A 12,441-nucleotide genomic window follows, 5' to 3' on the forward strand; every position below is an offset into this window, starting at 1 on the left:
GCCCGACATCCGGAGGAATCGTGGATCTTCAACTGGCCGGCACGCGTGCCCTGGTCACCGGGGGCACCCGGGGGATCGGGCGGGCGATCGTCACCGCCCTGGCCGGGGCCGGCGCCTCGGTCGTGACCTGTTACCGACACGACCACGAGGCGGCGGAGAGCCTCCAGCGGGACCTGAAGGCGACCGACGGCGACCACCACGTGGTCCAGGCCGACCTGCGCGACCCGGCGGACGTGACGCGTTTCGTCGAGGTGGCCCGCGCCGAGCTGGGCGGGCTGGACGTCGTGGTCAACAGCGCCGGGGTGGACAGCCACGCCCCGGCCGCCGAGGTGGGCCTGGCCGAGTGGCGGCGGGTGCTGGACACCAACCTGACCGCCTTCCACCTGGTCACCCACGCCGCGTTGCCGCTGCTCGGGGCGGGCGCGTCGATCGTCGCGGTGGGGGCCTCGGTGAGCACCCGGGGGCTGGCCGGCAAGGCGCACTACACGGCCAGCAAGGCCGCCGTCAACGGCTGGATGCGGTCGGTGTGCAAGGAGGTCGGCCCGCGCGGCATCCGGATCAACGAGGTCGCCCCGGGCATCATCGAGACCGAGCCGGGCGCCGGCCTGCCGCCGGAGATGTACGAGCGGATCAAGGCGAACGCCTCGCTGCGTCGCCTGGGCACCCCGCAGGACGTCGCCAACGCGGTGCTGTTGCTGGCCAGCCCGTTGGCCGCGTACGTGACCGGGGCGACCCTGCACGTGGACGGCGGCATCTGATGGCCGACCCGACGGTGACCGACCCCGGGGTGACCGACCAGAACGTGGCCGACCAGAACGTGACCGACCAGAACGTGGCCGACCAGAACGTGACCGACCCGACGGTGACCGGCCGGCGGGTGGCCGTCCTCGGGCTGGGCGGCATGGGCGGCGGCATGGCGCGCCGGCTGCTGGACCGCGGCATCGCGCTGACCGTCTGGAACCGGACGGCGGCGAAGGCGGCGGAGCTGGTGGCGGCCGGGGCGCGGCCGGCGGACTCGCCGGCCGAGGCGGTCCGGGACGCGGACGTGGTCCTGGTCAGCCTGGCCGACTCCGACGCGGTGGAGGAGGTGCTGTTCGGCGCGGTGGTCCCGGCGGCGAGGCCGGGCACCCCGATCGTCGACACGTCCACGGTCTCCCCCAGCTACGCGCGGGAGGCGGGTGAGCGGGCGGCGCGGGCCGGGGTGAAACGGATCGAGGCGTGCGTGGTCGGCAACCCGCACCAGGCCCGCAACGGCGAGTTGCGGGTGCTGACCGCCGGCGCCCGGGACGACCTGGCCGAGGTGGCGGACCTGCTGGCCCTGCTCGGCCCGCAGGTGGTCTACCTGGGCCCGCCCGGCATGGCGGCGACCATGAAGCTGGTCTTCAACGCGATGCTCGGCGCGCAGGTGGCGTCGATGGCCGAGGCGGTCGCCTACGGCGAACGTTCCGGCCTGGACCGGGACATGCTGCTGGCGGCGGTGGAGCGCAGCGGCTTCAGCTCGAAGGTGATGTCGTTCCGCGCGGCGCTGATGCGCGAGCGGAAGTACGAGCCGGCGGCCTTCCGGACCCGGCTGATGCACAAGGACCTGCGCCTGGCGCTGGCGGAGGCCGGCAAGGTGGGCGTGGACATGCCGGTGATCGAGCGGTCCGCGGTCACCTTCGCCGAGGCGATCGACGCCGGCTACGGCGACCAGGACGCCGCCGTCGTGCACGAGACGCACGGGCGCGTCGACGCCTGAGGCGCGCGCCGCCGCCGGCTGCTCCATCCGGGCTACAGACGCCTTCGAGGCGCCGGCGAAATCATTTCCGCAGCACCGAAAAAGACCGGGACAACTGGCCGACCCCGCTCGGGCAATTCCTGGCGATCACCCGCGTCAGCCGAAAGGAGAGCACTGTGCACCGGACGCTCATTGTGGCCCGTATGAACCCGGCGGATGCCGCGTCGGTCGCCAATATCTTCGCCGAATCGGACGCCACCGAACTGCCCCACATGATCGGCGTCGACCGGCGGACCCTGTTCCGTTTCCACGACCTGTACTTCCATCTGGTCGAGGCGGACCAGTCGATCGACCGGGACCTGTACAAGGCCCGCAGTCACCCGCTCTACCAGGACATCCACGACAAGCTGGCGAAGTTCATCAGCCCGTACGACCCGGCCTGGGCGGAGCCGAAGGACGCCATGGCCGAGCCGTTCTACACCTGGACGCCGGACAGGTGACCGCCACCGGGACCGGCACCTCGGCCGGAGAGGAGAAAACCGTGACCACCACGTCAGCCACGAAGGTCTCGTGGGGCGACGTAGCGCCGAACCGTCGGCGCGGCGGTGACGTCCGTATCATGCTGAGCCCGAAGACGGTGAAATCGACGACCGGATTCGGCGGAATGCTCACCCTGGAGCCGGGCGAATTCGTGTGCGAACACATCCACCCGTACTCCGAGGAATCGGTATATGTGGTGAGCGGCCACATCACCATGCGGATCGACAGCGAGCACGTGGAGCTCGGCCCGGGTGAGGCGTGCCTGGTACCGATCAACGTGCGGCACCGGGTGGAGAACCGGGGCCGGGAGCAGGCCAGGGTGATCTTCCACCTCTGCCCGCTGGCGCCCCGCCCCGAGCTGGGGCACATCGACACCGAGTTCCTGCCCGGCCGGGAGCACGAGCCGGCGCCCCAGGTCGGGGGGCACCTGTGAGCGAGCCGCGCGTCGCGGTCACCGGGATCGGCGTGATGGCGCCCGGCGGCGTGGGCCGCCAGGCGTTCTGGGACATGCTGACCGCCGGTCGGACCGCCACCCGACGCATCACCTTCTTCGACCCGACGGACTTCCGCTGCCAGGTCGCCGCCGAGATCGACTTCGATCCGGCGAAGCTCGGCCTGACCCCGCAGGAGGTCCGCCGGATGGACCGGGCCGCCCAGTTGGCGGTCATCGCCACCAACGAGGCGATGCGCGACAGCGGGCTGACCCTGGACGACCTGGACCCGACCCGGACGGCGGTGACCGTCGGCAACGCGGTCGGCTGCACGATGGGGCTGGAGACCGAGTACACGGTGGTCTCCGACGGCGGGCGCAAGTGGATCGTCGACCACGAGTACGCCGTGCCCGAGATGTACGACTACTTCGCGCCCAGCTCGCTGGCGCGCGAGGTGGCCTGGGCGACCCGGGCCGAGGGGCCCGCCTCGGTGGTCTCCTCCGGGTGCACGTCGGGCATCGACGCGTTGGGCTACGCGGCCAACCTGATCCGGGAGGGGGCGGCGGACATCGTCGTCGCCGGCTCCACCGACGCGCCGATCTCCCCGATCACGGTGGCCTGCTTCGACGCGATCCGGGCCACGTCCACCTTCAACGACAGCCCCGAGTCGGCCTGCCGGCCGTTCGACGGCAACCGGCGCGGGCTGATCCTCGGCGAGGGCGCGGCGATGTTCGTGCTGGAGAGCGCCGAGTCGGCCCGTCGCCGGGGCGCGGAGATCTACTGCGAGATCGCCGGGTACGCCACCCGCGCCAACGCCTTCCACATGACCGGCCTGAAGCCGGACGGACGGGAGATGGCCGAGGCGATCCGGCTGAGCATGGACCAGGCGCGCCTCAACCCCGAGGACATCCACTACGTCAACGCGCACGGCTCGGGCACCAAGCAGAACGACCGCCACGAGACGGCGGCGGTCAAGGCCAGCCTGGGCCGGCACGCGTACGCCACCCCGATGAGCTCCATCAAGTCGATGGTGGGGCACTCGCTGGGCGCGATCGGCTCGATCGAGGTCGCCGCCTGCGCCCTGGCCGTCAAGCACAACGTGGTCCCCCCGACGGCGAACCTGACCACCCGGGACCCGGAGTGCGACCTGGACTACGTCCCGGTGATCGCCCGGGAGCACGTCACCAACGCCGCGCTCAGCGTCGGCAGCGGGTTCGGCGGCTTCCAGAGCGCGATCCTCGTCGTCGACCCCGAGGCGGTGCCGGCATGAAGACAGCGGTGGTGACCGGGCTGGGCGTGATGGCCCCCAACGGCATGGACACCGAGACCTACTGGTCGAACATCCTGGACGGCAAGAGCGGCATCAACCGCATCCAGCGGTTCGACGCCCCGAGGTACCCGGTGAAGCTCGCCGCCGAGCTGGCCACCTTCGACCCGGCCGAGCACGTGCCGAGCCGGCTGCTGGTGGAGACCTCGGCCATGAGCCACCTGGCGTTCGTGGCCGCCGAGATGGCGCTGCGCGACGCCGAGGCCGACCCGGCCGGCATGCCCGAGTACGAGCTGGGCGTGATCACGGCCAACGCCACCGGCGGCGTCGAGGTGGGCCAGCGGGAGCTGGAGAAACTCTGGACGCAGGGCCCCGACAACGTCAGCGCGTACATGTCGATCGCCTGGTTCTACGCGGCGACCACCGGGCAGCTCTCCATCCGGCACAAGTTCCGCGGGCACTGCGGGGTGGTGGTCTCCGAGCAGGCCGGCGGCCTGGACGCGATCGGCCACGGCCGGCGGGTGCTGCGCCAGCAGCACCGGCTGGTGCTGGTCGGCGGCACCGAGTCGGCGATGTCGCCGGCCGGCGTGGTGGCCCAGATCCCCACCAACAACCTGAGCCACAGCGACGACCCGTCGGCCGCGTTCCTGCCGTTCGACGTGCGGGCCAACGGGTACGTCCCGGGCGAGGGCGGCGCGATCCTGGTGATCGAGGACGCCGACACCGCCCGCGAGCGCGGCGCCCCCCGGGTGTACGGGGAGATCGCCGGTTACGCGGCCACGTTCGACCCGCGTCCGGGCAGCGACCGGCCGCCGACCCTGGCGCAGGCGATCCGGCTGGCGCTGGCCGACGCGCAGGTCGCGCCGGACGACGTGGACGTGGTGTTCGCCGACGCGTACGGCGTTCCGGAGCTGGACCGGATCGAGGCGGCGGCGATCTCCGCGGTGTTCGGTCCGCAGGGCGTCCCGGTGACCGCGCCGAAGACCATGACCGGCCGGATCTACGCCGGCGCGGGCGCGCTCGACACGGTCGCCGCGTTGCTGTCGATCCGCGACGGCGTGATCCCGCCGACGGTCAACGTCGACGCCCTCGCCCCCGGCTGCGACATCGACCTCGTCCGGGAGCGGCCCCGTACCGCGCCGGTGCGGACCGCGCTGGTGCTCGGCCGGGGGCACGGCGGCTTCAACTCCGCCGTCGTCGTCCGCGCCGTCTCGTGACCACCCGAAACAACCGACTGCTGGAGGACCTGACATGCGTGAGATGACCCTGGACGACCTGACGCGCGTGATCCGCGCGACGGTGGGCGTGGACGACTCGGTCGACCTGTCCGCCGACATCCGCGACACCCTCTTCACCGACCTCGGCTACGACTCCCTGGCGGTGCTGGAGGTGGTCGGCCGGCTGGAGAAGGAGTTCCCGGCGTCCGTCCCGGAGGACAGGATCAGCGACCTGCGCACCCCGCGCGAGCTGATCGACTTCGTCAACGCGCAGCTCACCGCGGCGGCGTGACGATGGCGAAGAAGACCGAGTGCGGCGTGGTCATCGACGCCCCGATGGACCTGGTCTGGGCGATGACCAACGACGTGCCGAACTGGCCGGACCTGTTCACCGAGTACGCCTCGGCGGAGGTGCTGGAGCGGGACGGGGACACCATCCGGTTCCGGCTGACCATGCACCCCGACGAGCAGGGCAAGGTCAACACGTGGGTCTCCGAGCGGACCTCCGACCCGGCCACCCGCACCGTGCGGGCGCGCCGGATCGAGACCGGCCCGTTCGAGTTCATGAACATCTTCTGGGCGTACCGGGAGGTCGACGGCGGCGTCGAGATGCGCTGGGAGCAGGAGTTCCACGTCCGCGACGAGTTGCCCTTCGACGACGAGGCGATGGCCGCCCACCTGCTCAGGAACTCGGCCGTCCAGTTGGCGGCGATCAAGGAGCGGATCGAGAAGGCCGCGCTCGCCCGCGCCTGAGCCGACGCCACCCCCTAGGAGGACTGATGGAACAGCTACTTGCCGGCAAGAACGCCCTGGTCACCGGCGGCACCCGTGGGATCGGCCGGGCCATCGTGCTGAGCCTGGCCCGGGCCGGCGCGAACGTGGTGACCTGCTACCGCTCCGAGGGCGAGGCCGTGGAGAGCCTGGCCCGGGAGCTGAAGGAGACCCCGGGGCAGCACCACCTGGTCCGCGCCGACGTCGGCGACCCGGAGCAGATCGACCACCTGCTGGCCGAGGTGAAGCGCCGCCTGGGCGGGCTGGACGTGGTGGTCAACAACGCCGGCGTGATCAGCCACGTCGCCTACGACGACCTGACCCTGGACGACTGGCACGCCGTGGTCGACACCAACCTCACCGGCACGTTCCTGGTCGTCCAGCAGGCGCTGCCGCTGCTCGGCGCGGGCGCGTCGGTGGTCAACATCGGCTCCCGGGTGGCGAAGGTGGGCATCCCGATGCGGGCCCACTACACCGCCGCCAAGGCCGGCCTGGTGGGGCTGACCCGCTCGCTGGCCAAGGAGCTGGGCCGTCGGGGCGTCCGGGTCAACCTGGTCGAGCCGGGCGTCATCGCCACCGAGGAGATGGCCCGCCTCACCGCGGAGCAGCGGGCCGCCATGGAGGCCCGGTACGCCCAGCTCACCTCGCTCGGCCGGCTCGGGCACCCGGACGAGGTGGCCGAGGTGGTGCTCTTCCTCGCCAGCGACCGCGCCCGGTACGTCACCGGCGCGCAGATCCCCGTCGACGGAGGTATCTGAGACATGACCGACACCGCTTTCCGGGTGATGCTGCGGTTCGACATCAACCCCGGCATGGAGGACGGGTTCGAGCAGACCTGGCACTCCATCGGCAACGTGATCACCGAGCACCCGGCGAACCTCGGCCAGTGGCTGCTGAAGGACTCCGAGAAGGACCACACCTACTACGTGATCAGCGACTGGGTGGACGAGCCGCGGTTCCGGGAGTTCGAGCACAGCGACGGGCACGTGGAGCACCGCAAGAAGCTGCACCCGTACCGGCACGGCGGGGCGATGTGGACGATGAACGTGGTCTACGCGTTCCGGGGCGCCGCCGCCCGGGTGCCGCAGTGACCGCGCCGGCGGGGCGGGCCCGGGTGATGGTCTGGCACCGCGCGCCGGCCGACGACGTCGAGGCGGTCGCCAAGGCGTACGACGAGATCAGCCGGCACCTGGACGGCACGCCCGGACTGATCGGCAACGAGTTGCTGCGCTCCACCACCGACCCGCGCCGGATGGTGGTGCTCAGCGAGTGGGAGAGCCTGGCGGCGTTCCGGGTCTGGGAGGAGGGCGTGCAGCACCGCCCCTCCACCTCGCCCCTGCGGCAGTACCAGGACCGGGAGCTGCCGAACTTCTTCGAGGTCTTCGAGGTGACGGCGGCGTTCTGAAGCGGTGGCCGGAAGGGCGCTTCCGGCCACCGACCCGCCCGCGCCCCGAGGCGTCGGGCCGCCATGGACACAGCCCAGCGATGGGCAGCGACGATGTTGGGAGGGTCGGCATGAGGGTGGAGAGCCTCTACGTGGTCGGCACCGGCCGCCGGCTGCCCCCGGTCATGACGCTGGAGGAGGCCGAACGGGCCGGGCACTGCGAACGCCGGCAGGTCTGGCGCACCGAGGTGCGGTCGGTCTGCGTGAGCGAGGACGAGTCCGGCCCCGAGATGGCCGCGCACGCCGCGCGTACCGCGGTCCGGCAGGCCGGCGCCGCCCCGGCGGAGATCGACCTGATCCTGCACGCCGACACCTGGTACCAGGGGCACGACATGTGGGCGCCGGCCTCGTTCGTGCAGCGGGAGGCGGTCGGCAACTCCTGCCCGGCGATCGAGGTGCGGCAGATGTCCAACGGCGGGCTCTGCGCGCTGGACCTGGCGGTCGGGTACCTGCTCGCCGACCCGGAGCGCACCAGCGCCCTGGTCACCACCGGGGACCGCTTCTGCGCCCCGGCCTTCGACCGCTGGCGCAGCGACCCGGGCACGGTCTTCGGCGACGCCGGTACGGCGGTGGTGGTGTCCCGCCGTCCCGGGTTCGCCCGGCTGCGCAGCATCGTCACCGTCGCCGACGCCGGCCTGGAGCAGATGCAGCGCGGGGTGGACGGGTTCGGCCCGGCCCCGGCCAGCGTCCGGGCCACCGTCGACGTGGAGACGTTGCGGCAGGACTTCGTCCGGGCCAGCGGATTGGACGGCATCCTCGACCGGATCGACCGGGGTCAGTCCGAGGCGATCGAGCGGGCGCTGGCCGACGCCGGGACGAAACTCGACGACGTCGACTGGTTCGTCCTGCCGAACCTCGGCCGGGGCCGGCTCAACGCCCACTTCTTCCAGAAGTTCGCCATCGACCCGGACCGCACCACCTGGTCCTGGGGACGCCAGGTCGGGCACCTCGGCGCCGGTGACCAGATCGCCGGCCTGGGTCAGCTCGCCGACTCCGGCGTGCTGCAACCCGGCCAGCGGGTCCTGCTGGCCGGCGTGGGCGCGGGGTTCACCTGGTCGTGCGCCGTGGTCGAGATGCTCCGCCGGCCGCCCACCACCGCCCGGCCGACCCGCCCGACCGCGCTCCCGCGGCCCGTCAGAAGAGGATGAGACGACCGATGACCTCCACAGCAGCCCCTGTCCCGCCCGGCGGAAAGACCTTCCTCGGTCAGCCCCGCTGGTTCGGCACCCTCTTCGTCGTCGACATGTGGGAGCGGTTCAGCTTCTACGGCATGCTCGCCATCCTGGCGTTGTTCCTGGTCGCCGACCCGGCCGACGGCGGGCTGGGGATGTCCGAGGTGGACGCCGCCGCGCTGTTCGGGATGTACATGTCCCTGGTGTTCATGGCCGCGCTGCCGGGCGGTTGGCTGGCCGACCGGGTCCTCGGCGCCCGCCGGGCCACCCTGTGGGGCGGGATCTTCATCACCGCCGGCCACATCTTCCTGTCCGTGCCGGCCGAGCCGACCCTCTACCTCGGGCTGGGCTGCATCATCGTCGGCACCGGCCTGGTCAAGCCGAGCATGGCGGCGATGGTCGGCGACATGTACCAGGGGCAGCCCGAACGCCGGGAGGCGGCGTTCTCGCTGTTCTACATGAGCGTGCAGGTGAGCGCGTTGCTCGCCCCGCTGGTCACCGGTTTCGCCGCCGAGCGGATCAACTGGCACCTGGGCTTCGGGATCGCCGCGTTCGGCATGGTGGTCGGCCTGATCCAGTACGTGGTCGGGATGCGCGGCCTCGGTGACGTCGGCGCGCGGCCGGCCAACCCCGCGCCGCCGGAGGTGCGGGCCCGGGTGTGGCGGCGCTCGGCGGTGTTCGGCGGGGTCCCGGCGCTGCTCGCGGCGCTCGGGGTGGCCAGCGGCGTGATCGGCCTCCAGCAGGTGCTGATGGTCCTCGGTCTGATGGTGCTCGGCGTGCCGGTCGTCTACTGGGTCCGGCTCAACCGCCGGCCGGAGATCCAGCCCTACCGGGTGCGGCTGCGGGCGTTCCTGTGGATGCTGATCGCCTCGTCGTTCTTCTGGATGCTCTACGCCCAGGGGCCGGCCCTGATGAACATCTTCGCCAAGGACTCGGTGGACCGGAACGTGTTCGGCTTCGAGGTGCCGGCGAGCTGGTTCCAGTCCGCCCAGCCGCTGTTCCTGCTGCTGCTCGCGCCGGGCTTCGCCGCCCTGTGGGTGCGGCTGGGCTCCCGGGTGGCCGTCCCGCCGAAGTTCGTCGCGGGCATGCTCCTCGGCGGTGTCTCCTTCGTGGTCATGGCGGTGGCGGCGGCGCTCGCCGAGAGCGCCCCGGTGTCGCCGATGTGGCTGCTCACGGTCTACCTGATCATCGTCTGTGGCGAGCTGGTGGTCGCGCCGGTCGGGCTCAGCCTCGCCGCCCAGGTCGCCCCGCCCGGCTTCTCCAGCCAGATGATCGGGCTGTTCTGGCTCTTCGCGGCGGTCGGCGCGGCCACCGGCGGCCAGCTCGCCGGCATCACCGCGGCGGTCTCCGAGTCCACCTTCTACCTGGTCCTCGGCGGCATCGGGCTGGCCGTGGCGGCGGCGCTGGCGTTCGGCGCCCGCTCGCTGACCCGACGCCTCGCCGACGAGCCCGCACCGGCCGCGCCGACGACGCCGTCGCCGGTCGAGGGCGTGAAATCCCTGAGCTGAACGGAGCGCCACCATGGACGACGCCGACACCGTGCTGCGCGCCGACGCCCCGAACACCGTCCTGCGAGGCGGGCCGGGCCGGGCGGGCCGACTCGCGGAGCGGTTGTGCCGCACCGACGCGACGCAGACCACGCTGAAGGTCCGCAGCGGCAACTGCTACGACCACTTCCACGCCGAGCCGGGCCAGCTCGTCGAGACCGACGGCCGTACGCTGCGGGTGTTCACCTGGTCGCACCGCACCTACGTGGCCGAGTGACCGCCTCGCCGAGCCGATCCCGGCCCCGATAGGTAGTATCGCTATAGGTAAGCACACACGACGACGATGGGAGAGACGCCATGCGGACCCTGGTGGCGGTGTTGATCGGCCTCGTCGCGGGCTTCTTCACCGGAATCGTGATCGACCAGATCATCGGCGTGATCGGGCTCCTGGCCTCCGACGACGGGCCGAGCGGCTTCCGCTTCCTGCCGCTGGTCCTCGCCGTGGTGGGCGCGGTCGTCGCGGTCCTGATCGACCGGTCGCGCCAGCGGCGGGGCGCCCCGCCCCGGAGCTGACCGACCCCGCGCCCGAGCCGACGCCGCGCCCCGCCACCACCCGGTGGCGGGGCGCGGCGTCGTCCGGGCCACCACCGGCGATGATCTCCAAGCGCGCTTCGAGCGGTCCTCCAAGCGGCACTGCCACGCTGGGCCGGCCACGATCCGCAGAGGAGTCACTCGTGTACGACGAGACAACGCAGGTACTGGTCGTCGGGGGCGGGGTGGTGGGCCTGTCCACCTCCCTGTTCCTGTCCGCGCACGGCGTCGGGTCCATCCTCGTCGAACGCCACCCGGGCACCGCGATCCACCCCCGGGCCTGGGGCTGGTACCCGCGCACCCTGGAGCTGTACCGCTCGGTGGGGCTGGCCGACGCGATCGACGCGGAGAGCGCCGGCTTCACCGGCCACGTCCTGCTCGGCAAGCTGGAGTCGCTGACCGGACGGGAGTTCCACCTGTCCCGCATCCCCGACGAGGAGGACGTCAGCGACATCAGCCCGATCGGGCGGGTGGTCTCGCTGCCGCAGGACCGGATCGAGCCGCTGGTCCTGCGCCGGGCCCGGGAGCTCGGCGGCGACGTCCGCTTCGGGGTGGAGCTGGTCGACCTCGTCCAGGACGACGAGGGCGTCACCGCCACCGTCGCCGACCGCAAGACCGGCGTCCGGCGGACCGTCCGGGCCCGCTACCTGGTCGCCGCCGACGGCACGGACAGCCCGGTCCGCGAGCGGCTGGGCATCCGGCGGCACGGCCGGGGCGTGGTCCGCCACCAGATGAGCATCCTGTTCCGGGCGGACCTGACCGGCCCGCTCGCCGGCCGCCGGTTCGCCATCTGCCAGGTGGAGAACCCGCAGGTGGAGGGGACCTTCGGGCACGACGACTCGCTGGGCCAGGGCACCCTGATCCTGACCTACCACCCGGAACGCGGGGAACGGCCGGAGGACTTCACCGACGAACGCTGCGTCGAGCTGGTCCGGGCCGCGGTGGGCGTGCCCGACCTGGCGGTGGAGCTGCGCAGCGTCATGCCGTGGGAGATGGGCGCGCTGGTAGCCGAACGGTTCACCGACGGGCGGGTCTTCCTGGTCGGCGACGCCGCGCACGTGGTGCCGCCGGTCGGCGGGTACGGCGCGAACACCGGCATCCACGACGCGCACAACCTGGCCTGGAAGCTGCACGCCGTGCTGACCGGCCTCGCCTCCCCCGCGCTGCTGTCCACCTACCACACCGAACGGCACCCGGTGGCGGTGACCGTGCTGACCCAGGCCGGGCTGCGGCTGGCCGTCCGGGGCGGGTTCGCCACCCCGGACCAGCACGCCGCCCTCCGGGAGACCCTGACGGTCACCTTCGGGTACGCGTACGACTCGGCGGCGATCGTGGCCGAGCCGGGCGACGGCGTCCCCGCCGGCCCGCCCGGCCCCGGCGGGGCGCCCGCCGCCCCGCTGGTCGAGCCACGGGACCTCGACGGACGGCCCGGCACCCGCGCGCCGCACGTCTGGCTGCGCCTCGACGGGCGGCGGATCTCCACCCTCGACCTGTTCGACCAGCGGCCGGTGCTGCTGCTCGGGCCGGCGGCGGAGCCGTGGCGGGCCGCCGCGACGGCCGCCGCCAAGCGGCTCGGCGTGGAGCTGGACGTGCACCGGATCGGCGCGGACCTGGTCGAGGAGGACCGGCCCTGGGCGCAGACGTACGGCGTCGCGCCGGACGGCGTGGTGCTGGTCCGGCCGGACGGTTTCGTCTGCTGGCGCGCGCCGGCCGGCGCGGAGGCCACCGAGAGCGCCGTCGAGCGGGTGCTCGCCGCGCTCCTGCACCGCCAGCCCTGACCGCGCGCGCCGCCGAATCTGACAGC

16 protein-coding genes are annotated in these 12,441 nt (G+C 72.6%); all 16 read left to right on the plus strand.

Features of this window, described 5'->3' with window-relative positions:
* The first annotated feature begins 20 nt into the window (after positions 1–20).
* The 16 genes from O7606_RS09170 (at position 21) to O7606_RS09245 (ending at position 12,415) form a co-directional block, all read left to right on the plus strand.
* Entirely contained in the window at positions 21–758 is a 738-nt protein-coding gene (locus tag O7606_RS09170; RefSeq protein ID WP_281598629.1) for an SDR family oxidoreductase, read from the plus strand.
* Positions 758–1,738 carry an NAD(P)-dependent oxidoreductase gene (locus O7606_RS09175; protein WP_281598630.1) on the plus strand — a complete coding sequence of 327 codons (981 nt, stop codon included), beginning with the start codon at positions 758–760 and terminating at the stop codon, positions 1,736–1,738. Before O7606_RS09170 ends, O7606_RS09175 begins: the two co-directional genes overlap by 1 nt.
* Before the next feature lie 155 nt (positions 1,739–1,893).
* A complete protein-coding gene (locus tag O7606_RS09180; RefSeq protein WP_281598631.1) occupies positions 1,894–2,217 on the plus strand; it encodes a TcmI family type II polyketide cyclase in 324 nt (107 codons plus the stop codon).
* A 119-nt stretch (positions 2,218–2,336) separates the two neighbouring features.
* The gene (locus tag O7606_RS09185; RefSeq protein ID WP_281598632.1) at positions 2,337–2,690 is read left to right on the plus strand and encodes a cupin domain-containing protein; all 354 of its coding nucleotides are present in this window, start codon (positions 2,337–2,339) and stop codon (positions 2,688–2,690) included.
* Complete coding sequence (locus tag O7606_RS09190; protein WP_281598633.1) at positions 2,687–3,958, plus strand: beta-ketoacyl-[acyl-carrier-protein] synthase family protein; 1,272 nt, start codon at positions 2,687–2,689, stop codon at positions 3,956–3,958. The genes O7606_RS09185 and O7606_RS09190 overlap by 4 nt, the downstream gene beginning before the upstream one ends.
* The gene (locus O7606_RS09195) at positions 3,955–5,172 is read left to right on the plus strand and encodes a ketosynthase chain-length factor (protein WP_281598634.1); all 1,218 of its coding nucleotides are present in this window, start codon (positions 3,955–3,957) and stop codon (positions 5,170–5,172) included. The genes O7606_RS09190 and O7606_RS09195 overlap by 4 nt, the downstream gene beginning before the upstream one ends.
* Positions 5,173–5,206: 34 nt before the next feature.
* Positions 5,207–5,464, plus strand: a complete 258-nt coding sequence (locus O7606_RS09200) for an acyl carrier protein (protein WP_281598635.1) — start codon at positions 5,207–5,209, stop codon at positions 5,462–5,464.
* Between the two features lie 2 nt (positions 5,465–5,466).
* Positions 5,467–5,925: an SRPBCC family protein gene (locus tag O7606_RS09205; RefSeq protein ID WP_281599574.1), complete on the plus strand. Its 459-nt coding sequence runs from the start codon at positions 5,467–5,469 to the stop codon at positions 5,923–5,925.
* Positions 5,926–5,951: 26 nt separating this feature from the next.
* A complete protein-coding gene (locus O7606_RS09210) occupies positions 5,952–6,701 on the plus strand; it encodes an SDR family NAD(P)-dependent oxidoreductase (RefSeq protein WP_281598636.1) in 750 nt (249 codons plus the stop codon).
* A gap of 3 nt (positions 6,702–6,704) precedes the next feature.
* Positions 6,705–7,034: an antibiotic biosynthesis monooxygenase gene (locus tag O7606_RS09215; protein ID WP_281598637.1), complete on the plus strand. Its 330-nt coding sequence runs from the start codon at positions 6,705–6,707 to the stop codon at positions 7,032–7,034.
* Positions 7,031–7,348, plus strand: a complete 318-nt coding sequence (locus O7606_RS09220) for an antibiotic biosynthesis monooxygenase family protein (protein WP_281598638.1) — start codon at positions 7,031–7,033, stop codon at positions 7,346–7,348. Before O7606_RS09215 ends, O7606_RS09220 begins: the two co-directional genes overlap by 4 nt.
* Before the next feature lie 110 nt (positions 7,349–7,458).
* The gene (locus tag O7606_RS09225; protein ID WP_281598639.1) at positions 7,459–8,535 is read left to right on the plus strand and encodes a ketoacyl-ACP synthase III family protein; all 1,077 of its coding nucleotides are present in this window, start codon (positions 7,459–7,461) and stop codon (positions 8,533–8,535) included.
* An 8-nt stretch (positions 8,536–8,543) separates the two neighbouring features.
* The gene (locus O7606_RS09230) at positions 8,544–10,067 is read left to right on the plus strand and encodes an oligopeptide:H+ symporter (RefSeq protein WP_281598640.1); all 1,524 of its coding nucleotides are present in this window, start codon (positions 8,544–8,546) and stop codon (positions 10,065–10,067) included.
* 13 nt (positions 10,068–10,080) lie between these two features.
* A complete protein-coding gene (locus O7606_RS09235) occupies positions 10,081–10,323 on the plus strand; it encodes a DUF5988 family protein (protein WP_281598641.1) in 243 nt (80 codons plus the stop codon).
* Between the two features lie 80 nt (positions 10,324–10,403).
* The gene (locus tag O7606_RS09240; RefSeq protein ID WP_281598642.1) at positions 10,404–10,619 is read left to right on the plus strand and encodes a DUF5957 family protein; all 216 of its coding nucleotides are present in this window, start codon (positions 10,404–10,406) and stop codon (positions 10,617–10,619) included.
* A 161-nt stretch (positions 10,620–10,780) separates the two neighbouring features.
* On the plus strand, positions 10,781–12,415 hold the full coding sequence (locus tag O7606_RS09245; protein WP_281598643.1) for an FAD-dependent monooxygenase: 1,635 nt from the start codon (positions 10,781–10,783) through the stop codon (positions 12,413–12,415).
* Positions 12,416–12,441: the final 26 nt, after the last annotated feature.

Source organism: Micromonospora sp. WMMD882 (assembly GCF_027497255.1).
Lineage (GTDB): Bacteria > Actinomycetota > Actinomycetes > Mycobacteriales > Micromonosporaceae > Micromonospora.

Coding starts and splice junctions, on each gene's coding strand:
- O7606_RS09175 (WP_281598630.1), top strand. CDS start 758: ATGGCCGACCCGACGGTGACCGACCCCGGGGTGACCGACCAGAACGTG.
- O7606_RS09240 (WP_281598642.1), top strand. CDS start 10,404: ATGCGGACCCTGGTGGCGGTGTTGATCGGCCTCGTCGCGGGCTTCTTC.
- O7606_RS09185 (WP_281598632.1), top strand. CDS start 2,337: ATGCTGAGCCCGAAGACGGTGAAATCGACGACCGGATTCGGCGGAATG.
- O7606_RS09215 (WP_281598637.1), top strand. CDS start 6,705: ATGACCGACACCGCTTTCCGGGTGATGCTGCGGTTCGACATCAACCCC.
- O7606_RS09235 (WP_281598641.1), top strand. CDS start 10,081: ATGGACGACGCCGACACCGTGCTGCGCGCCGACGCCCCGAACACCGTC.
- O7606_RS09205 (WP_281599574.1), top strand. CDS start 5,467: ATGGCGAAGAAGACCGAGTGCGGCGTGGTCATCGACGCCCCGATGGAC.
- O7606_RS09230 (WP_281598640.1), top strand. CDS start 8,544: ATGACCTCCACAGCAGCCCCTGTCCCGCCCGGCGGAAAGACCTTCCTC.
- O7606_RS09210 (WP_281598636.1), top strand. CDS start 5,952: ATGGAACAGCTACTTGCCGGCAAGAACGCCCTGGTCACCGGCGGCACC.
- O7606_RS09195 (WP_281598634.1), top strand. CDS start 3,955: ATGAAGACAGCGGTGGTGACCGGGCTGGGCGTGATGGCCCCCAACGGC.
- O7606_RS09200 (WP_281598635.1), top strand. CDS start 5,207: ATGCGTGAGATGACCCTGGACGACCTGACGCGCGTGATCCGCGCGACG.
- O7606_RS09225 (WP_281598639.1), top strand. CDS start 7,459: ATGAGGGTGGAGAGCCTCTACGTGGTCGGCACCGGCCGCCGGCTGCCC.